Source organism: Nocardia vermiculata NBRC 100427 (assembly GCF_001613265.1).
Classification (GTDB): Bacteria; Actinomycetota; Actinomycetes; order Mycobacteriales; family Mycobacteriaceae; genus Nocardia; species Nocardia vermiculata.
The window spans coordinates 17,594-37,469 of sequence record NZ_BDCA01000048.1 but is presented as its reverse complement, the minus strand read 5'-3'; the positions used below and the strand labels follow the sequence as shown (position 1 = coordinate 37,469).

Sequence of the window (19,876 nt, the reverse complement as noted above, 5' to 3'; positions counted from 1 at the left end):
TTCGCTGCACGACACCGGCGTCCGGACGCCGGGATCGCTCGATCTGCCCGGCACGGCCACCTTCGCGCTCGGGCTGACCGCTCTGCTGACCGGGATCACCTACGGTATTCAGCCGCACGGCGACTCCAAGACCGGCTGGACCAACCCCTGGGTCCTCGGTGCCGTCATCGGGGGCATCGCACTGCTGGCACTGTTCTGCCTGATCGAGGCGAAGACCCGGCAGCCGATGTTCCGGCTGAACCTGTTCCGCAACGTCACCTTCACCCTGGGCAACTTCGCCGGGCTGATGGCGGCGGTCGGCCGGGGCGGCATGCAGTTCATGCTGATCATCTGGCTGCAGGGCATCTGGTTGCCGCTGCACGGCTACGACTTCGAATCCACCCCGCTGTGGGCCGGTATCTACATGTTGCCGCTGACGGTCGGCTTCCTGGTATCGGGACCGCTGTCGGGCCGGCTGTCCGACCGCTACGGCGGCCGCTGGTTCGCCACGGGCGGCATGCTGCTCGCCGCGGTGACCTTCGTGCTGCTGATCGTCATCCCCGTCGATTTCGACTACCGACTGTTCGCACTGATCATCTTCGCCAACGGATTGGGTATGGGCATCTTCACCTCACCCAATACCGCGGCGGTCATGTCCTCGGTGCCGGCCTCACAGCGCGGCGTGGCCTCGGGGATGCGGGCCACCCTGATGAACGGCGGTATGGCGCTGGCGATCGGGATCTTCTTCTCGCTGATGATCGTCGGGCTGTCCGGAACACTGCCCTCGGCGATGGATTCCGGGCTGCGCGAACAGGGCGTCTCCGCGGACGTCGCCGGGCAGATGGCGGATATGCCACCGGTGGGCAGCCTGTTCGCGACCTTCCTCGGCTACAACCCCTTCCGGGAGCTCCTCGGGCCGACCGGCGCGCTGAACGACCCCGGCGTGCACGGCGATGTGGTGACCGGGCAGGAATTCTTTCCACACCTGATCTCGGATCCCTTCCACTCCGGGCTGGTCGTGGTCTTCCTGACCGCCGCGGTGATGATGCTGCTGGGCGCCATCGCCTCCTGGTTCGCTCGCGGCGACTACGCCGGTGACGAGGCCGGCGCGACCACGCCGCCGGCCGACGCGCGGGCGGGTACGACGCGCAACGGCCGCGTGGCCGTCGGCACCGGTCCGGAACGTGTCATCGGCGGCCAGGTGCTGCGTCCCGACGGCACGCCTACGGCAGCCGTGGCGCTGACCCTCATCGACCCACGCGGACACCAGGTTTCGCGCGCCACGACCAGCACCGACGGCGCGTACGAGGTCCGCGCGCCGGGACCGGGCAGTCATGTCCTGATCGCTGCGGCGCGGGGACAACAACCGATCGCGGTGACGGTCGAGGTTCGTGACCATCAGCGGCACCTCGACCTCACCCTGCGCGCCGCCGGGGAGCTGTCCGGCTTCGTCCGCAAGGCCGGCGGCCGCGGACTGTCCGGCGCCACCGTCACCGTCACCGATCCACAGGGGGAGGTGGTCGGGACGGCGGTCACCGATTCCGACGGCGGCTACCTGTGTCCGGGTATCACCGCGGGCAGCTACACCCTCGTCACGGCCGCGTCGCGCATGCGCCCACACGCGAGCACACTCACCGTGCCCGCGAGCGGAATCCTGCACCACGACGTCGAACTGACCCCGTTCGCCATGCTGACCGGCACGGTCCGGGCCGGGCATCGGGTCGTACCCGATGCGCAGGTGATCGTGCGCGACGAACACGGCGAGGTACTCGCGACGACCCGAACCGACAGCAGCGGACGCTATTTCGTCAGCGATCTGACCGACGGCATCCACACCGTCGACGTCCGGGGATATCCGGCCACGGCAACCCCGGTGGTGGTCACCGGACGGACCGTGGAACACGATGTGCGGCTCGGCTACGAAATACCCAGCCCGTTCCCCACGACATTCGACATGTGAACGGTGTGGGTCCGGCCCTCGAATGCCGGCGGCAGCACGCGGCTCCGCCGGCGGATGAGGCCTTTCCCGGTGGTGGCGGCGGTGGTGCTCAGGACAGCAGGCGCCGCACGAACTTGTTGCCGAATCCGTATTTGATCAGACCGTCGAGGTTCTGAATCGTCTTCTCCGAGTACGGGTACCAGATGCTTTCCCGCTTCGGCTGCCAGCGGTCGATGAGCACCGGCTGCGCGTGGGTGAAACTGCGCAGCGCACCCGGGCCGTTGACCTGTCCGACGCCGCTGTCCTTGCGTCCACCGAACGGGGCCTCGGGCACGCCGTAGATGACCGCACCGTCGTTGTGCACCACCGAACCGGTGATCAACTGCGCCGCGATACGGCGCGCCTTGTCGGCGTCCTTGGTGAACACCGAACCGCTGAGCCCGTACTTGCAGTCGTTGGCCAGGCGGATGGCCTCGTCCTCGTCACGCACCCGCATGACCGCGGTGATCGGGCCGAAGGTCTCCTCGGTCATCACCTGCATGTCGTGGTGTGCGCCCAGGATCACGGTGGGCTGGAAGTACAGCCCGTCCCCGTCGCCCACCTCGCCGCCGACGACGATCTCGGCACCCTGGGCCCGCGCATCCTCGAGGTGGCGGATCACGATGTCGCGCTGGCGGTCCCAGAAGAAAGGACCCATATCGGTGTCACCCGGACCGTAGGTGACCTCGGCCGCCTTCTCCTTCACCAGCCGGATGAATTCGTCGGCCACACTGTCGACGACGTACACGCGCTCGACGCTCATGCACACCTGGCCGGTGTTGAACATCGACAGGTACACCGCACCGGCGGCGGCCTTCTCCAGATCGGCGTCGGCGCAGACGATCATGGCGTCCTTACCGCCCAGCTCCAGCGAGTAGGGCAGCAGCCGAGCCGCACACGCCGCGGCGATCTTGCGGCCGGTGCCGACGCTGCCGGTGAAGCACACCTTGTCGATCTCGGCGTCCACCAGAGCAGCACCGGTTTCGCCGTCACCATGCAGGACCTGCACGACATCGGCGGGCACACCGGCCTCGTGCAGCACCCGAGCCACCCACTCACCCGAGCGCGGCGTGACCTCGGAAGGCTTGAACAGCACCGTATTTCCGGCGACCAGCGCCTGCACCACCGGATTGAGCGACAGCACGAACGGCGCATTCCACGGGGTGACGACGCCGATGACGCCGAGCGGCTGATACTGCATGTACAGCTTCTTCATCGGCTTCAGGTAGCCGTGCAGCTTCTGCCGGTGCGAACGCAGCTCGCGGGGCGCGCGTGCGGTCCAGTAGTTGAGGAAGTCGCAGGCCGGCACGATCTCGACACCGATCGCTTCGGCTTCCGGTTTACCGGTTTCCAGCCGCACCGTCTCGGCGATCTCGGCTCGCCGCCGGACGATGACATCGATGGCGGCGCCCACGATCGCGGCCCGCTCGGCGATACTGCGCGCGGCCCAGCCCGGCTGCGCGGCGCGAGCGCGCGCGACGGCGGCCTCCACCTCGGCGGGGGTCGTCACCTCGAGCTCGCCGATTCGGTGACGGTCCACCGGACTGTCGAGCGCCAGCTTTCGCCGGTCACCCTCGGTCGTCGGCAACGATTGCACGATGGCCATTGATCTCGCCTTCCCTGCGGTGCGTAGACAAGTTATCAAAACTGTCTACTCCATAGCGAGAACTTGTTCCAGTTTTTCGGCTGTCGGATCTGGCGGGCGAGATTTCACCTCGCCCGCTCGTCCGCGCCACAGCCCGGTTCCTAGGCCAGTGCGGCTTCCCGAACGGCCTGGGTACCGATCTGCGGATAGGTGGGATATTCGATGCCCGAGATGTACTGCACGGTGCGTACCACCTGGGACGAGTAGCCGAACTCGTTGTCGTACCAGACGTAGAGGATCGCGGTGTCGCCGTCGACGATCGTCGCATTGGCATCGATGATCGAGGCCGCACGCGAGCCGATGAAGTCGCTGGACACCACATCGGTGGCGGCGGTGTAGTCCAGGTTGCGGCTCAGCGGCCCGGCCAGCGAGGCCCGGCGCAGGTACTCCAGTACCTCCTCGCGGGTGGACTCCCGCTGGAGCTGCAGATTCAGGATGGCGACCGAGACGTCGGGGGTGGGCACCCGGATCGAGTTGCCGGTGATCTTGGCCTTGAAATCGGGCATCGCCTTGGCGACCGCGGAGGCCGCGCCGGTTTCGGTGAGCACCAGGTTGAACGGCGCGGACCGGCCCCGGCGATCGGCCTTGTGATAGTTGTCCAGCAGGTTCTGATCATTGGTGAACGAATGCACCGTCTCGACGTGACCGCGCACGATGCCGAACTCGTCGTCCATCGCCTTGAGCGGCGGCACGATCGCATTGGTGGTGCACGACGCGCAGGAGTAGATCCGCTCGGAGAGATCCAGGTCGCGGTGGTTGACGCCGTGCACGATATTCGGCACGTCACCCTTGCCCGGCGCGGTGAGGACAACCTTCGCGATACCGGGCCGCAGGTGCTGCGACAGACCGTCACGGTCGCGCCACTTACCGGTGTTGTCGATCAGGATCGCGTCGTTGATCCCGTACTCGGTGTAGTCGATCGTGGTGGGATCGTCGCTGTAGATGAACTTGACGACATTGCCGTTGGCAGTGATCGTGCTGTTGTCGGTATCGACCTTGATGGTGCCGTTGAAGTGCCCGTGCACCGAATCCCGGCGCAGTAGCGACGCCCGCTTCACCAGGTCACCCTCGCCGCCCTTGCGCACGACCACGGCCCGCACGTTCAGCCCGTTACCGGAGCCGACCTTCTCGATGAGCAGTCGCGCCACCAGGCGCCCGATCCGGCCGAAGCCGTAGAGCACCACGTCACGCGGCCCCTGCGCCCGGTCCTGGGCGCCGATCACATCCGCCAGGACCGCGGCGGCGAATGCAGCGGCCGACCGGCCCGCGCCATCGGTGCGGAAGGCGTTGACCAGCTGACCCAGGTCGATCTTGCACGGCCCCAGATCCAGTTCACGCAGCGCCTGCAGGAAGGGCAACGTCTCGTCCACCGACAGCTCTTCGCCCTCGATCTGACGCGCGAATCGGTGCGTACGCAGGATGCTGATCACCGATTTGTTCACCAATGACCGGCTGTGCAGCAGAATCGTCACACCCTTGTCCCGGTACAGCGTGCCGATGATCGGGATCATCGCCTCCGCAGCGGCTTCCTGAGCGTTCCAGCGGTCGAGTTGTTCGGTAGCCAACACAGGTCCTTGGGGTTAGTCGAAGTCTTCGCTACCCCGATGTTAATGACCGTCGCGATATCACAGACGGGCGCCGTCGGCCGGTGAGGTCTACGCCACTCCGGCCAGCAGCAACCGCAAAGCAACCGTGGTGCGGCGGCAAGCGCGTCGGCGCGGCCACCGCGTGCCGACCCAGTGCGGTGACGGTGCGCTCAGGCAGTGCGGCGGCGGGGCATCCGTCGCTGAGTCGCCGCACGCTCCGCGGTAAGCTGCTCGCGCCGGCTCAGCATGGCGGTGGCCGGTGAGGTGCCGCCGATGATCGCGTCGAAGACCGCGCGGGCGTCCTCTAGGGCGTCGCGGGCGCCGACGCCGGCGGCCGGGGTGATGGCGTGGTCGGCGTCGCCGATGAGAACGACCGAATCCTCCGGATCACGGGCACTGTCCAACGGCACGTTGCGCGCGTTGCTGACGTGGACCATCTCGGTGTGTTCGAGGAATTGCGACACCAGAGCGCGGTTCGACGGTGTTGCCGCGAGGACGGTGTCGGCCCAGTCGTCGACGGGACGCATCCCCAGGTCGTCACTGTCACCGGCGAGCGGCTCGCGGGCGATTCGCACGAACCACAGTGCCGCCGGATCGTCGGGGCGCCAGATGTGTCCCAGCGTGGCGGCGGAGCTGCCGTCTTCGGCGATCTCGGCGGAGAAATGCAGGACCGCGGGCGAGGAGGACGGCGGCGGATCCAGCGGCGCGCTCGTCATGCCGTACAGCACCACATCTCCGGCGTACACGGGATGCCGTTCCGGCTCGAACCTGGACCGCACCACCGAGTCGATGCCGTCCGCAGCGACCAGCAACCCCGCTACGGGCTCGGCCCGCGACCCACGCTGCACCGCAGCGGAATCGAGTGCGATATCGGTCACCGGCTCGCCGTGCCGCAGTTCGGCGCCCGAGCTCGCGACGAACTCCGAGAGCACCCCCATCAGATTGCGCCGCAACCAGAATCGGTGACCTCGGCTGGGCATCTCGCTGCGTCTGCCCGAGCTGTCGGCGTAATCGAGACCGGACAGCGCATACGACGCGCCGTGCAGTGCGTCGGAGTCCACTCCCATCGCTGCCATCGCCTCGTGCCCGCGCCCGTCGATGAACAGGAATGCGCCCGCGCCGGGGCCGGGGCGCTGTTGTTCGTAGACGACAGCCGGCTCTCCCCGCCGCGCCAAGCCACCGGCCAGGCAACTGCCCGCGATTCCGCCACCGATGATGGTCGTCATACCCGATCCTCCCGCGTTGCCGCACTATTAGTCGAGCCCGATCCGGTGCCGAACTCTACCCGCTCGACGAGGGGAATCCTTTGGCTACGAATAATTCCCGGCCTGCCGATACGACCTGCGAATCGCACGTGTCACCGACCGGGCGCGCTCGGAATCCGGGCCGGTTCACCTCTCCAGGTAGGCGACGATTCCGCCGATCAAAGCCTCGAGTGCATCGTCGAGATCACCGTAGGTGCCCAGCGTGCGCTCCGAGGTGATCCCCCGCATGGCCGCGGGGATCAGCGCCGCGACCCGGCGGACCTTCGCCGCGTCGAGGTCCAGATCGGCGAAGGCGCGTTCGCAGGCGTGGTCCCAGTTCGGCTTCCAGGACGCCAGAACGGCTGCGGTCTGCGGATATTCACGTTCCAGTTCGGCGTGATCGCGCGGCAGCGCCGCACGCAGGGTTTCGATGGCCAGGGATTCGGGGCGTCGCAGACCGGTCGCCATGGTGTGGATCAGGGCGCTCACCCGTTCCGTCAGGGTGCCGTCGCGCTCGAGGCCGGCGGGTAGATCACCCCGCTTGTCGGCGGTGTGGCGCAGCACCGCCGCCCACAATCCGTCGATATCTCCGAACTGGTATTTGACCACTCCCCAGGTGGCGCCGATATCGCGGGCGATCCGGTTCCCCGAGACCGCCGCGGGATCCCCGGTGGCGAGCGAGGCGATCGCCGCTTCCAGCATGGTTTCCCGCGACGCGATGCCACGCCGGTTCGCGCGTCTTCTCCCAGCCACGTCGGTCACGAGGATCGATTATAGGGGTATCTACCTGCGCTTTCCAGTTTCAACTAACCCTCTTGCATTCTTGGATGGCGGCTTCTATGGTTATCCGTGCCGCGTGTGATCGCCGCCACGAATCCGGCGCGTCACCTACCACGCGGCCGAGCCGCATTCGCAGCGCCTGGAGGATCACGATGGCAAAGCCACCCCTGTCGATGGAGCCGACGGGCTGGTTCCAAGTGGCATGGTGTTCGGAGATCAGCGTCGGTGCCGTACACAAGATGAAGTACTTCGGCCGCGAAATGGTCGCGTGGCGTGCAGCTTCGGGACAGGTCGCGGTATTCGACGCTTACTGTGAGCATCTGGGCGCCCATCTCGGGTACGGCGGCCACGTCGAGGGCGAGAATCTGGTGTGCCCGTTCCACGGCTGGGAATGGAATCGCGAGGGCCGCAACGTCTGCATCCCCTATGAGAGCCACCCCAACAAGGGCCGTCGCATCCGCAGCTACCCCGTGGTGGAACGCAACGAGGCGGTCTGGATCTGGTTCGACATCGAGGGCCGCCCACCGTATTTCGAGATCCCGGATATCTTCGCCGATTTCGGTGACGATCGGACCGCTGCCGACTACTACCCGCCGGTTCCCGCGGCAACCCTGTATCGGCCCGGTCTCGAACTGCATCCGCAGTACGTGATGGAGAACGGCGTCGACTTCGCACATTTCAAGTTCGTGCACAAGACACCGTTCGTCCCCGAGTTCACCCGGCACGACTTCTCCGGGCCCGTCTCCTACGTGGACTTCACCATCGCCTTCGACGAGGGAATCGCCGAAGACCAGATCAACAGCGGGGTGGAGTCGATCAACGCGGGCCTGGGCTGTTCGGTCACCAAGAGCTGGGGCATGGTCGACAACCGCACCATGCCGGCCGTCACCCCGGTGGACGACCGGACCGCCGACGTCCGGTTCACCGTCTGGATCGGCCGTAAGCCGGGCGAGGACGGCGCCGAGCTCACCCGGTACGGAAAGACCATGGCCGACTTCGTGATCGAGCAGTTCGCGGCCGATATCGAGATCTGGTCACATCAGCGCTACTCGGATCCACCCGCGCTGTCCCGCAAGGAGTTCGAGGGTTTCACCGCCTTGCGCAGCTGGGCTCGGCAGTTCTATCCGGACGGCGGACCGGCGGGGATCGATCCGCAGCTTCCGCACAGCGGCGCCGTACGCGCCACATCCGACAGCCGGTGAGCACCGCACCGGTTTCACAGTTTCGAGCCGATAGAGAGGCCCACCCGATGAGCACTTCCGACAAGATCCGGGTATTCCAGGTCGCGACCGGCAATCTCGGTACCGAGATGATCGGGCGCATCACCGCACATCCCGACCTCGAACTGGTCGGCCTGCATTGCTACACGCCCGAGAAGATCGGCCGGGACGCGGGCGAGATCGTCGGTCTCGACCCGGTCGGTGTCACCGCGACCGGTTCGGTCGCCGAGATCATCGCCGCCCGTCCGGATGTACTCACCTTCCACGGCGTCTTCCCCGACGAAGACCTCTACGAGCAGGTGCTCGAGGCCGGGATCAACGTGGTCACCACCGCCGACTGGATCACCGGCTACCACCGTGACACCAACCATCTGCACCCGTCCGGCCGCAAGGTCAGCGAGATCATTCGAGCGGCCTGCGAGCGTGGCAATTCCACGTTCTACGGCACCGGAATGAACCCGGGGCTCGCACAGATTCTCGGTATCGTGCACACCGCCGACGTGGCCGACATCGAGAACATCACCGTCACCGAATCGGTCGACGTGTCCTGCCACCATTCGGTCGACACCTGGAAGGCCGTCGGCTACGGCCGCCCGGTCGACGATCCGACCATCCCGGACTCACTGCACAAGTACACCGCGGTGTTCGCCGACTCGGTCTACCTGATGGCCGACGCCTTCGACCTGGAACTCGACGAGGTGAGCTTCAGCTACGAACTCGCCGCCTGCACCAAGGATGTGGATCTCGGCTGGTATTTCCTGCCCAAGGGATCCCTGGGCGGCAACTACATCAAGTATCAGGGCATGGTCGACGGCGTTGCACGGGTGGAGACCCACCTCGAATGGCAGATGACCCCGCACACCGATCCTGCCTGGAATATCAAGGGCTGCTACATCACTCAGGTCACCGGCGACCCGAGCATCTACAGCAAACATATGATCTTCCCGCCCAAGGGCTTCGATCTGTCTAAACCGGAGAACTTCGCCTCGATCGGCATGTCGATCACCGGCCTGCCGGCCCTGAACTCGCTGAAATCCGTGGTCGCGGCCCGGCCGGGAATCATTACCAGCGCCGACCTGCCGTTGCGGAGCTTCGCCGGCCGGTTCGCCCGCTGAGCCGCGCGGAAGTCGAGCTGGGCCAGGTGGTCACACGGTCGGCTCAGGCACCCTGCCAGACGGTGTCGAACGGGGTGTGGGCGGACACCCGTGCCCGGATGCCGGAGGTCACGAAATCCTTGGCGACCTGCACGGCGTCGCCCACTTCGGTGCCCGTGGCGAGGGCGGCCGTGATCGCGGCCGCGAGGGTGCAGCCCGCACCCGACACTCGCTCGTTCCCCACTTTCGGGGCCCTCACCAGCGTGACCTCCTCGCCGTCGAACAGCACGTCGACAGCCTCGTCGCCGGCCAGCTCCACGCCGCCCTTCGCGACGACGTACTTCGGGCCGAGGTCGTGGATGCGGCGAGCCGCCACGATCAGGTCGTCGACGTTATCTATGGAGTCCATCCCCGACAGGGTGCGGGCCTCGAACAGGTTCGGAGTGACCACAGTGGCGTGCGGCAGGATCTGCTTGCGCAGCGCATTGTCGGTGTCGAGTGCGGCGCCGGGTTCCTGGCCCTTGCAGATCAGTACCGGGTCGAGCACGACGTGCCGCCAGTTCTGCCCGGCCAGCCCCTCGGCAACCACCTCGATCGTCTCCGGGGTGCCGAGCATGCCGATTTTCACGACGTCGAGGTCGTGGGCGGAGGTGGCCGCCTCGATCTGATCGGCGATGACCTCGGCCGGGACCGGGAAGAAACGGTGACCCCAATTGTTGCTCGGATCGAACGAAACGATGCAGGTCGTGGTCGCGATGCCGTACACGCCCAGCTGCTGGAGGGTCTTCAGATCGACCTGCAGGCCGGCGCCACCGGTCGCTTCCGAGCCGGCGATGACGTAGGCGAGATCGACCATGGAGATGCTCCGTTCGCGAGATGAAGGTCTGTGGCTACCAGAGCCCAAATCATAGAGTGGCGCCTGCTGTGCACCCCCGCAGCGCTCGATACAGCCAGTCTTGTGCGGCACCGCCGGTCGGCGTACCGAGGAGTTCCGCGGTGAGCCTCCAGTACCGGTGAATGCGCGGGTTGTTGTCGTCACCTTCACACAGCAGTCGGTGCCGGAACTCCGCCGTGGGACGACAGCCTCGGGCGTCGGCATGGGCCGTCACGAACAGGTCGAGTTCGGGGCCCGGCCGCGGTTCGATCCCGGCGACGAGCAGCGGGCCTACCGCCTCGCAGGCTTCGGCTACACCGGCCAGAAGAGTGCGCTCGGCACGAATTCCGGTGGCGTCGTGCCGCCAGAGCTGTGCCCTGATCGCGGTGGTCAGCGCCGGATCGGTGACCGCGGTGGCGAGTCGGGCGTAGGCGAGAACCTGCCGGGGCGTCGGATCGACCGGCGGGGCCGGGATATTCATCGCCACGAACGCGTCGAAGATTTCAGGGGTAGTCGAGGCAAGCACTCGGCGCCAGAACGCGATGAGGCTCTCGTGCGCCGCCGCGCGGTCACCGACCGCGGCGAGCAGCTCCACGGACACCGCGCGTTGGGCGGGCACTGCGTCCTCGACCGCCATCAGTACCGCTCGTCGCCAGGTCAATGCGTCCAATTCCCGGTCGAGCGCGGCTCTTTCGACGGCGACGGCATCCGCGATCGACACCGATCCGGCTAGTACGGACATGATGGCGGGCAACCCGAGACCGAATGTGCGCAGCCGCCGCACCAGGTTCAGTCGGCCGACCGAAGTCGCCGGATCGAACAGGCGGTGCCCGCCGGTGCTGCGATGCGATTCCAGCACTCCTTCGTCGCAATAGAACCGGATGGTGCGGACCGGGACTCCGGTGCGCCGGGACAACTCACCGATGCTCACCGAACCATCAGCATGTGTGTTGCTGGTCACAATTACTGGAACCTCCACCCGGCTGGAACTCCTACGGTACTTGCATCAATCGTCAGGACAAGGAGTTCCCCATATGGCCGGAAAGACGTCGCTGAACACCGAGCGGATCTGGCAGTCCGTCGCCGCCGAGCGCACGAGCCTGGTCGAACTGCTGCGGCTGTTACCGGAAGGCAGCTGGGACCACGCCTCCCTGTGTGACGGCTGGCAGGTGCGCGACGTCGTCGCACACCTGATCCTGTCGGCGGAATCCGGCCTCGGCACGATCCTGATCAATCTGATCCGCGCCCGAGGCGACTTCAACCGCCTGGTCCGCGACACCGCCCTCCGCCACGCACGCTCCCACACCAGCGCACAGCTGGTTGCCGAGTTACACGACAGCGTCGACGCCCGCACCACCCCGCTCGGCACCACGCCGGTCGACCGCCTGATGGACCTGCTGGTACACGGCCAAGATATCGCCGTGCCACTCGGTATTCCGCGCGAAATGCCGGTACCCGCAGCGGAATCGGCTCTGGAGCGAGTGTGGGCCGGTGGCTTCCCGTTTCACGCCCGCAAGAAGTTCGGCGGGTATCGACTGGTGGCCTCCGACGGCGAGTGGACCGCCGGAACCGGGCCGGTAGTCGAAGGCTCGGTCACCGCACTCCTGATGCTCGTCACCGGCCGGCACCCAGCCCCTGATCAGCTCACCGGCGACGGTGCGGCGCAGTTGCTCGCGGAACGAGGGGACCGGCGATAGATCTCGGCGAGTGCCGTGCCGTCGCGCCGGCGCCCATGTCGGTCGGCAGCGACGTGTCGTCAACTCACAGCAGCTCGACGTACCCGTCGGTGCCGTGCACCCGGATCCGCTGACCGTCCTCGATCAGGCAGGTGGCGTTCTCGACGCCGACGACGGCCGGCAGACCGTACTCGCGGGCGATCACCGCGCCGTGGGTCATCAATCCGCCCACCTCGGTGACCAGGCCGGCGATGGCGACGAACAGTGGGGTCCAGCTGGGGTCGGTGTAGGCGGTGACCAGGATGTCGCCCGGATCGAAGTCGGCCTGTGAGATATCGGAGACGACTCGGGCCCGGCCTTCGACGGTGCCCGACGATACGGGCAACCCGGCCAACGCTCCCGCCGGAACGTCCTCGCGCCGGTACGCACCCGCCAGGGCCTCGCCCTCGGAGGTGAGGACGCGCGGCGCGCTCAATGCCTGATGGGCGCGGAACTCGCGCTTGCGCTCGGACACCACTGCGTCGCACGGCCGGTGCGTGTGCGCGAGTTCGCGCAGCTCGTCGAACCGCAGATAGAAGATGTCCTCCGGCTCGCGGATCGCTCCCACCCCGACGAGCCGCTGTGCCTCGCGCAGCAGCGCCTTCTTGTAGATCAGGTAGCGGACCACGATCACGTACTTCGGGAATTCGCGGTAACCGGCGAAGGTCCGGACCCGATCGATCATGCGCTGGGTTTCCGCGGCCTTGGCGGCACCGTCCGGCAGAGTGCGCACCCGCTCGAGCAGATCCTGCGCCTTCCGCTCGGCTTCCAGCCGTCCCTGCTCGAACCGCCGTTCACCCGCGCCGGCCTCGAAATTCTTGATATTGCTCAGGATCGTCGGGACCAGCGTCGTGGGGCTTTCCACCCACCGCGGCCTGGTGATGTCGATTTCCCCGACACACCGCATGCCGTACTCACGCAGAAACCCCTCGAATGCTGCGCGGGCCTGCGGACCGCCGGAGCGCTCGGCGAGCGCGTCCAGGAAGGCGGCATCCTCGAATCCGCCATCCTCGACCTGCTGCAGGAATTCCACCGCATCCGGATGTGGCCGGATCGCATCGGCGACATCCAGCAACGCCAGACCCATTTCGGAGGTCACGTTATGGGGCACCGACTGGCTGAGGGTGTCGGCAACGTTCTTCTCCCCCAGCCATTCCCGCATCCGGTCGTTCAGCCACCAGGCTGCCTCCATCCCCGCCGTGATGGCCTCCATACTGCGCGGGTCGCTCAATCTGCGCAGGGGAAGCTGGGTTTCGATGAAGTCGAGCAACGCGGTACCGGACAGATCCCGGATCTCGCCCGTCAACTCCTCGACCGCGGCGCAGCTCTGCGCCATCAGCTCCGCGACGATCTCCGGATCCGCGTCGAGCAGCACGGGCGGTGTCCCCTCCGGCGCGGGACCACTCTCGGCATCGGGTACAGATCGGATGAAGTCGGTGCGGTCGAGGATCGTGCGCAGGGCGTCCCCGATCAACGGATCGGACTTTCCGAGCGCATCCACCGTATTGGCCCGGCTGGTCGGCGCGCCCAGCATCCGCGTGACATCGACGAACAACCGCCCGCCCGCCGTCCGCATGGGCGCGGGACTCATCAACTGCCACATCGAGATTCCCAGTGGCTTCATCGCATCGGTCATCATCTGCTGGTGTCCGACGGATACATAGACGTGGTTCTCGCCGTCCGTTGCTTCCGGAATAGGAAAAAGCGTGGTGATCGGGCGGCTCTGCACGATCAGGAATTCGTCACCGGCAAGGCACCATTCGATGTCCTGTGGACTGCCGAAGTGCGACTCGATGGTGCGGCCCAGGTCGGCCAACCGCACGATCTGATCGTCGGTGAGCACCTGCTGGTGCTGCCGCTGCGCATCCAGCTCGCGGACCTGCGTTCCACCGGCCGGCACGGCCTCGACCGCTACCTTCTTGGTGGCGATGGTTTTGTCGAGAATTGCCCGTTCACGCACCGTGTACACGTCCGCGTTCACCAGACCTGACACCAGTGCCTCGCCCAGTCCGAAACCGGCGTCGACGGATGTGACCTTCCGATTGGAGGTGATCGGGTCGGCCGTCATCGCAATCCCCGATGCGTCCGGGAAGACCATGCGCTGCACCACGACCGCCATCGCGATAGTGCTGTGGCCGAAGCCGTTACGCTGCCGGTAGGTGACGGCACGCTCGGTGAACAACGATGCCCAGCACCGGCGGACATGGTCGACTGTCGCCGCCGCACCCACGATATTGAGGTAGGTGTCCTGCTGGCCGGCGAAAGACGCAGCAGGCATATCCTCGGCCGTGGCGCTGGACCGCACCGCGCAGGGCGTGGCCGGCCCGAGGCGGGTGGCGGCGTCCGCGATCTCCCCGGCGATGTCGTCGGGCAGCGGACACTGCTCGATCGCGTCGCGCACCTGCGCGCTGACCGCCTGGATCCGGGCGCGATCGTCGGGCGCGAGCCGCGACAACCGGTCCAGCAACTGCTCGAGGCCAGGGATACCGGGGACGACCTTGCGGTAGGCCTCGGTCGTCACGCAGAAACCGTTCGGCACCCGCACCCCGTCGATTCGCGCCAGCTCCCCCAGGTTCGCCCCCTTGCCACCGACCTCGGCGACCGAGGTCCGCCCGACCTGTTCGAAACCCACCACATAACCCACGCCGAAGCTCCTCACCTGGTGTTTTCCACTGACGGCGACGAGTATGAACCATAAATCGATTCCGCATGAGTGCCCCCGATCCGGTATAAAGTGAAAGGGGGATGGGGGAACAGCAATGTGCGCCGGGACCATGCGGTGCCCGGCGCACATCGATCTGTACTGCGCTGGTCTCGGGATCCACCGCCCGCATCACGGTGCGGTGCACCTCGCCCGAGCCTGCGGCGAATCAGCTCAGAGCAGCACGTCGATCAGGTCGACCACGACCCCACCGAGCGATGTGACGAGCGCTCCGACAACCTGGATAAGACCGTTAACCAACTGAGTCCCTCTCTCTCGCTGCCTGATCGACGACCAGGCCGTGTCCATTGAACTTTCGAAGCAGGGATCGACTTCGCATCGAAGTCATCGAGTTATTCGGTGTTACCGGCACGCCGGATTGGTCCTGTCTGCCGACCGACTTCAGCGGCACGACAGGGCAGAGCGGGACCTCGCCGGGGTAGTCGGTCCGCCGCCTACTGCGTCTCGACGGCGGGGACGTCGATAGCGGTGTTCACGCCGGGGACCAGCAGGCACCTCTCCCCGGCATCATTGGTGTAGATGCCGTACACGGCGGCGCTCACCGCGCCGGGACCGGTATCGACGAGCGCTTCGGGCTCGGCGTCGTCTCCCGGTGTCATTGCCGTCATCCCGTACTGCATGGTGTCGGTGTTGATCCACGCGATATTCGCACCACTCCCGGCGCTGTCGTCCACTTCGAAGGACACCTGCCCGGGCTGCAGTTCGTCCTCATCGGCGCTGGTCTGCGCGACGACGGTACTGTCGGCGAGCCCGGACGGACAGAAATACGTGGTCGGCGACGGGTTGTCGAAGGTCGTCTCGGCCTGGGCGGCCCCGGCGGCAACCACGACGCCGGCCCCGAGGACGGCGATCGTCACACTGGTGCGGCAGAGCGATGTCTTGATCATGGATATCCTCTCGGTGGGTGTTTCCATGCGCAAGGATTGGCTTCGAGCGGGTGCCGCACCCCGCGTTCCAGCAGGTCCCCACGTCAGCACGGTTCCCCGGCCTTGTCAACCGGCACGTCACCCGACGCCGACGCGGCTCGCGAAATCCTCCGGTGAGAGTCCGTCGGCGGAATTCATATCGCAGTTACCGAAGGGTGGGGCGCCCTCGGGGAGGCCGCCACCGTACCCCTGGCCATTCGTAAACTGATGCGCGATCTGGCCGGGCAGGTCGGGGTTACTGCCGTAGCCGGCGCCGATCACCGCGAGTCCGTCCGGGCGCGTCGGCCACATGGTGTCGAAATCGGCTCGGTTCGCGTAGCCGATGACGCGGCGAGGGGATCCCAGCCAGTCGGCCGCCCGCTGATATGCACTGTTGATGCCGCCGGACTGGTCGCCGCCGGGGTTGCCGCCCGATTCCACATCGACCATGCTGATCATCTTCGGATGCGGACCACCGGCACCGATGACCATGTCCCGCTGCGTGTCGACCGTTTCCGCCCAGTTCGGCCGCCAATAGAAGTAGACGATGAAGCAGGCCAGTCGCCCGGCGTCGGCGGCGCGGGCGGCCCAGGCATAGTTCGCGGCGAAGTTGTGGTCTCGATAGTTCCCGTCGTTGGACCTGAACGAGAAGATCCGATACGGATAGGAATCATCCACGGGCACTTGAAATTCGGATACATCAGCAAAAAGGGAATCAACCATAGTCCCCTCCAAGAGCTCGGCCGGCCCTGCGGGGCACCGGATTCCGGATGGTGGCTACTCAACTCCGACGTGGCTCGACCACGCCACGATCGATAGTACACGCCCAGCAAATGCGATGTAATCGACAGGGCCACAATGGAACCCCGACACGCCGGTGGGGTTACTGCCCGTCGGCTCCCGCCACCACGGAGCGGACCCGCAGCTGATCGGTGGTCACCCGGGAGTTACCGCACGCCGTCCCGGAGCGCTCGAGGTACACCGATTCGGTGTTGTCGGGCACGTAGATTCGTAATCCCGGCACCGCCACCGGCCGGCAACTCTCGGCCGGAATATTGTGCACGTTCACCTCGAGCACCAGCGCCGACGCCTGCTCGCCCGGCGCCAACCGCACCGGCCCGGACGGGTCGCCGTCGCGGACCGCCGGAGCACCGATCGGGTCACCATCCCGCTCCGCGACGTAGGACACTCCTGGAAACCCCTGCAGCACACAGGTATTCGATCCGATATTGCCGAACACGATCGGGAATCCGACCGTTCCGGCGCCTGCATTTCCCTGCCCCAGCGTCACGTCGAGATCGGAGGTCGCGCATTGCGGCGGGGCATCACTCACCGCACCGGCGGTCGACGTGCTGTCGCTCTCCGGGACTGCGCCGGACGGCCTCGAAGCCGCGCCGGGAGGCTGCGAAGGGGACACACCGGGAGAGGGTGTCGAGGCCACCTCCGCGCCGTGCGTGCCCTGGGCCGACTGTTCGGCGCCCTGACCCTGGCCACATCCGGCGACAGCCACGGCCGTGACGATCGCCGCCAGACCGCCTACCACTCGCGTGATCCACACAGCAGCCACGGTACTCCGGTCCGGGTTTCTTCTGTCCGACCCGGCACTCCGTCACGGCCAGCGCCCCATCACCACGGCCCGGATGCTTCGGCACTGCACAGTGCGCTCGTGCGTCCACGCCCCAGCGCTGCGGTCCACGGCGCCGCCCTCCCGCTCACTCGACTGGGCTCGCGGTCACCGCATCCGTCAATTCGCGTTCCCCGGAAACGATTTCGGCCGCCTCCCGCACACTCATTCGAAACTCACACTCCGACGATCGGGCCGGCCCGTCATGATGGCTGATGCCGGCAGCCCCGATCACGTAATGCCACGTCGTGTCGCCGATGTGGACTGTCACCGCTCCCTCCCCCACGACATCGGCGACCATCCGGCCGAGCGGGAGAGCAAACCAGTGCGCGCGGACGGCATCCGTGCTGCGACGTTCACCGAGAAGCGTTGTGCCCCAGTTCGACAGCGCCTCGAGTACTGGTCGCAGCGCAGCACCGGCAGCGGTCAGCTCATAGGTGGCGGCCGAGCGCGGGCCGCTGCGCCGATGGGTGAGGATGCCGTCTCGTTCGAGGTCCTTGAGGCGACCGGCGAGAATATCGGTGCTGATACCGGGCAGATCGGCGAACAGGTCGCTGTATCGCCGCGGGCCGGCACACAATTCGCGTACGACCAGCAGATTCCAACGGTCACCCACCACCTCGAGGGCCCGGCTCACCGTGCAGTAGTGGTCATAGTTTCGACGTGGCACGGGCACGACTCTAGCCGAACGCTTGGAAAATCCAAGTCAAAACTTGGAAAAACCAAGTAGAGTAGGCGGGCACACCCGGCGAAGGAGATGTTCATGCAGGTCAGGCAGTCGAGCAAACTCATGGGAGTCTCGTACGAGATTCGTGGCCCGGTCGCCGAGCAGGCGGCCCGGCTCGAGGCCGAGGGCCACCATGTCGTGAAGCTCAACACCGGAAATCCGCTGCCGTTCGGGTTCGAGGCCCCCGCGGAAATCCTGCAGGACATCGTGCGAACCGCACCGGTGTCGACCGGATACTCCACCTCGAAGGGACTACTGCCGGCGCGGCGGGCCGTGGTGCAGTATTATCAGGGACTCGGCGTGGCCGATGTGGACGTCGAGGACGTCTTCCTGGGCAACGGCGTCTCCGAACTGATCATGATGGCGCTCACCGCCCTGCTGGAGACCGGTGACGAAGTTCTCGTTCCCGCACCGGATTTCCCGCTCTGGACCGCGGCCACCACACTCAACGGCGGGCGGCCTGTGCACTATCTCTGCGACGAGGCTTCCGACTGGTATCCGGACCTGGCCGATATCGAGGCGAAGATCACCGACCGCACCCGCGCGATAGTGCTGATCAACCCCAACAATCCCACCGGCGCCGTCTACCCGCCGCAGGTTGTGCGCGAGATCCTCGACATCGCGCGCCGGCACAACCTGATCGTGTTGGCCGACGAAATCTACGACAAGATCTACTACGACGGCCGCACCCACACCGCCATCGCCTCCCTCGCGCCTGATCTGCTGTGCCTGACCTTCTCCGGCCTGTCGAAGGGATATCGGTGCGCCGGACTGCGTTCGGGATGGCTCGTGGTCTCGGGCCCGACCGGCCACGCCGCGGATTACATCGAGGGACTGACCATGCTCGCAGGCCTCCGACTGTGCGCGAATGTCCCTGGACAGCAGGCGATTCAAGCGGCGCTGGGCGGCTATCAGAGCATCTACGACCTCACCCTGCCCGGTGGGAGACTCAACGAGCAGCGCGACCGGGCATGGGAGGCCCTCAACTCGATTCCGGGGATCAGCTGCGTGAAGCCCAAGGGTGCGCTGTACGCATTCCCCCGCATCGACCTCGGCACCTACGCCATCCACGACGACGAGCAGTTCGTCCTGGACCTACTCCTCCAGGAGAAACTACACATCGTGCAGGGCACCGGATTCAACTGGCCGCGCCCCGATCATTTCCGCATCACCACTCTCCCGCACGCAGATGAACTCGAGGCCATCATCGAACGCATCGGACGATTCCTGGCGACCTATCGGCAATGACGTTCACCAGGTGCCGACGAACTCCTCGAGCGTAGCGAGGATCAGTGCAGCCACCAGCGCCATCCCGAAACTCGCTGCGGCGGTGAGCGCCAGCACGCGCCGGCGCAGCCTGTGCCCTCGCGCCAGGAGTGCCCCCGCGACGGCCCCACCGGCGCCGAGCAGCAGCGCACCCCCGAGCACGAGATAGAACACCGACGCGAACGCCGCATTCGTCGCCTCATCGATACCGCGTGCGTACTCCCCGAACGGGATCGGGAATCGGTACACGCTCGCGACGATGGCCGCAGCGAGCGGAGCGGTGACCACGGCGACCACCGCACCCCATGCGGCCGCGAGCCAGACCGATGTCCCGGTGGGGCCCGGACTGCTCACTGTGTCGTCATCGCTTCGCTGCACCACGTGCCCCATATTTCCATCTCCGACGACCGAATACTTCGCAGCATCGTTCCAGTTCGGCTCCCCGTCGGTCGATAGCCGCCGCCACTTGAACGTTTGTCTTACACAAACATCTTGCACGTTTGTCTAAACATCGGAT

General features: G+C 66.4%; 17 protein-coding genes and 1 pseudogene. 6 read left to right on the top strand and 12 right to left on the bottom strand.

What is annotated here, in order from left to right:
• Positions 1-1,090 (top strand): annotated as a pseudogene (locus NV2_RS32540) (MFS transporter); the annotation flags it as partial.
• A 48-nt stretch (positions 1,091-1,138) separates the two neighbouring features.
• Positions 1,139-1,939 carry an MSCRAMM family protein gene (locus NV2_RS32535; RefSeq protein ID WP_245662828.1) on the top strand — a complete coding sequence of 267 codons (801 nt, stop codon included), beginning with the start codon at positions 1,139-1,141 and terminating at the stop codon, positions 1,937-1,939.
• An 88-nt stretch (positions 1,940-2,027) separates the two neighbouring features.
• Here the strand turns inward: NV2_RS32535 and NV2_RS29635 are convergent, their stop codons facing one another.
• The 4 genes from NV2_RS29635 to NV2_RS29620 form a co-directional block, all read right to left on the bottom strand.
• Positions 2,028-3,563, bottom strand: a complete 1,536-nt coding sequence (locus tag NV2_RS29635; RefSeq protein WP_067881944.1) for an aldehyde dehydrogenase family protein — start codon at positions 3,561-3,563, stop codon at positions 2,028-2,030.
• Between the two features lie 140 nt (positions 3,564-3,703).
• Positions 3,704-5,167 (bottom strand): glyceraldehyde-3-phosphate dehydrogenase, encoded by a 1,464-nt coding sequence (locus tag NV2_RS29630; RefSeq protein ID WP_067881964.1) that lies wholly within the window; start codon positions 5,165-5,167, stop codon positions 3,704-3,706.
• Between the two features lie 191 nt (positions 5,168-5,358).
• Positions 5,359-6,414 carry an FAD-dependent oxidoreductase gene (locus tag NV2_RS29625; protein ID WP_067881942.1) on the bottom strand — a complete coding sequence of 352 codons (1,056 nt, stop codon included), beginning with the start codon at positions 6,412-6,414 and terminating at the stop codon, positions 5,359-5,361.
• 165 nt (positions 6,415-6,579) lie between these two features.
• The gene (locus tag NV2_RS29620) at positions 6,580-7,134 is read right to left on the bottom strand and encodes a TetR/AcrR family transcriptional regulator (RefSeq protein WP_210749317.1); all 555 of its coding nucleotides are present in this window, start codon (positions 7,132-7,134) and stop codon (positions 6,580-6,582) included.
• A gap of 230 nt (positions 7,135-7,364) precedes the next feature.
• On the opposite strand from NV2_RS29620, the gene NV2_RS29615 reads away from it, so the two are divergent.
• Both NV2_RS29615 and NV2_RS29610 read left to right on the top strand, forming a co-directional pair.
• On the top strand, positions 7,365-8,414 hold the full coding sequence (locus NV2_RS29615) for a Rieske 2Fe-2S domain-containing protein (protein ID WP_067881936.1): 1,050 nt from the start codon (positions 7,365-7,367) through the stop codon (positions 8,412-8,414).
• Between the two features lie 47 nt (positions 8,415-8,461).
• Positions 8,462-9,547, top strand: a complete 1,086-nt coding sequence (locus tag NV2_RS29610) for an NAD(P)H-dependent amine dehydrogenase family protein (protein ID WP_067881933.1) — start codon at positions 8,462-8,464, stop codon at positions 9,545-9,547.
• A gap of 43 nt (positions 9,548-9,590) precedes the next feature.
• Here the strand turns inward: NV2_RS29610 and thiD are convergent, their stop codons facing one another.
• Both thiD and NV2_RS29600 read right to left on the bottom strand, forming a co-directional pair.
• A complete protein-coding gene (gene thiD, locus NV2_RS29605) occupies positions 9,591-10,382 on the bottom strand; it encodes a bifunctional hydroxymethylpyrimidine kinase/phosphomethylpyrimidine kinase (RefSeq protein ID WP_067881930.1) in 792 nt (263 codons plus the stop codon).
• A 49-nt stretch (positions 10,383-10,431) separates the two neighbouring features.
• Entirely contained in the window at positions 10,432-11,361 is a 930-nt protein-coding gene (locus tag NV2_RS29600) for a MerR family transcriptional regulator (protein ID WP_067881927.1), read from the bottom strand.
• Between the two features lie 73 nt (positions 11,362-11,434).
• On the opposite strand from NV2_RS29600, the gene NV2_RS29595 reads away from it, so the two are divergent.
• Positions 11,435-12,097, top strand: coding sequence for a maleylpyruvate isomerase family mycothiol-dependent enzyme (locus NV2_RS29595; RefSeq protein ID WP_067881924.1), 663 nt, complete (start codon positions 11,435-11,437; stop codon positions 12,095-12,097).
• A 64-nt stretch (positions 12,098-12,161) separates the two neighbouring features.
• Here NV2_RS29595 and rph read toward each other — a convergent pair whose 3' ends face one another.
• From rph to NV2_RS29570, 5 genes are all read right to left on the bottom strand, one after another.
• Positions 12,162-14,759: a rifamycin-inactivating phosphotransferase gene (gene rph / locus NV2_RS29590; RefSeq protein ID WP_067881921.1), complete on the bottom strand. Its 2,598-nt coding sequence runs from the start codon at positions 14,757-14,759 to the stop codon at positions 12,162-12,164.
• Positions 14,760-15,271: 512 nt separating this feature from the next.
• Positions 15,272-15,724, bottom strand: coding sequence for a hypothetical protein (locus NV2_RS29585; protein WP_157103152.1), 453 nt, complete (start codon positions 15,722-15,724; stop codon positions 15,272-15,274).
• 117 nt (positions 15,725-15,841) lie between these two features.
• Complete coding sequence (locus NV2_RS29580) at positions 15,842-16,426, bottom strand: hypothetical protein (RefSeq protein WP_373863619.1); 585 nt, start codon at positions 16,424-16,426, stop codon at positions 15,842-15,844.
• Positions 16,427-16,625: 199 nt separating this feature from the next.
• Positions 16,626-17,300, bottom strand: coding sequence for a DUF4232 domain-containing protein (locus NV2_RS29575; protein WP_067881911.1), 675 nt, complete (start codon positions 17,298-17,300; stop codon positions 16,626-16,628).
• Between the two features lie 154 nt (positions 17,301-17,454).
• The gene (locus NV2_RS29570) at positions 17,455-18,036 is read right to left on the bottom strand and encodes a winged helix-turn-helix transcriptional regulator (RefSeq protein WP_067881908.1); all 582 of its coding nucleotides are present in this window, start codon (positions 18,034-18,036) and stop codon (positions 17,455-17,457) included.
• Positions 18,037-18,129: 93 nt separating this feature from the next.
• Between NV2_RS29570 and NV2_RS29565 the strand changes: the two genes are divergently transcribed.
• Positions 18,130-19,341 carry a pyridoxal phosphate-dependent aminotransferase gene (locus NV2_RS29565; protein ID WP_067881961.1) on the top strand — a complete coding sequence of 404 codons (1,212 nt, stop codon included), beginning with the start codon at positions 18,130-18,132 and terminating at the stop codon, positions 19,339-19,341.
• A gap of 3 nt (positions 19,342-19,344) precedes the next feature.
• Here NV2_RS29565 and NV2_RS29560 read toward each other — a convergent pair whose 3' ends face one another.
• Positions 19,345-19,713: a hypothetical protein gene (locus tag NV2_RS29560; protein WP_157103151.1), complete on the bottom strand. Its 369-nt coding sequence runs from the start codon at positions 19,711-19,713 to the stop codon at positions 19,345-19,347.
• Positions 19,714-19,876: the final 163 nt, after the last annotated feature.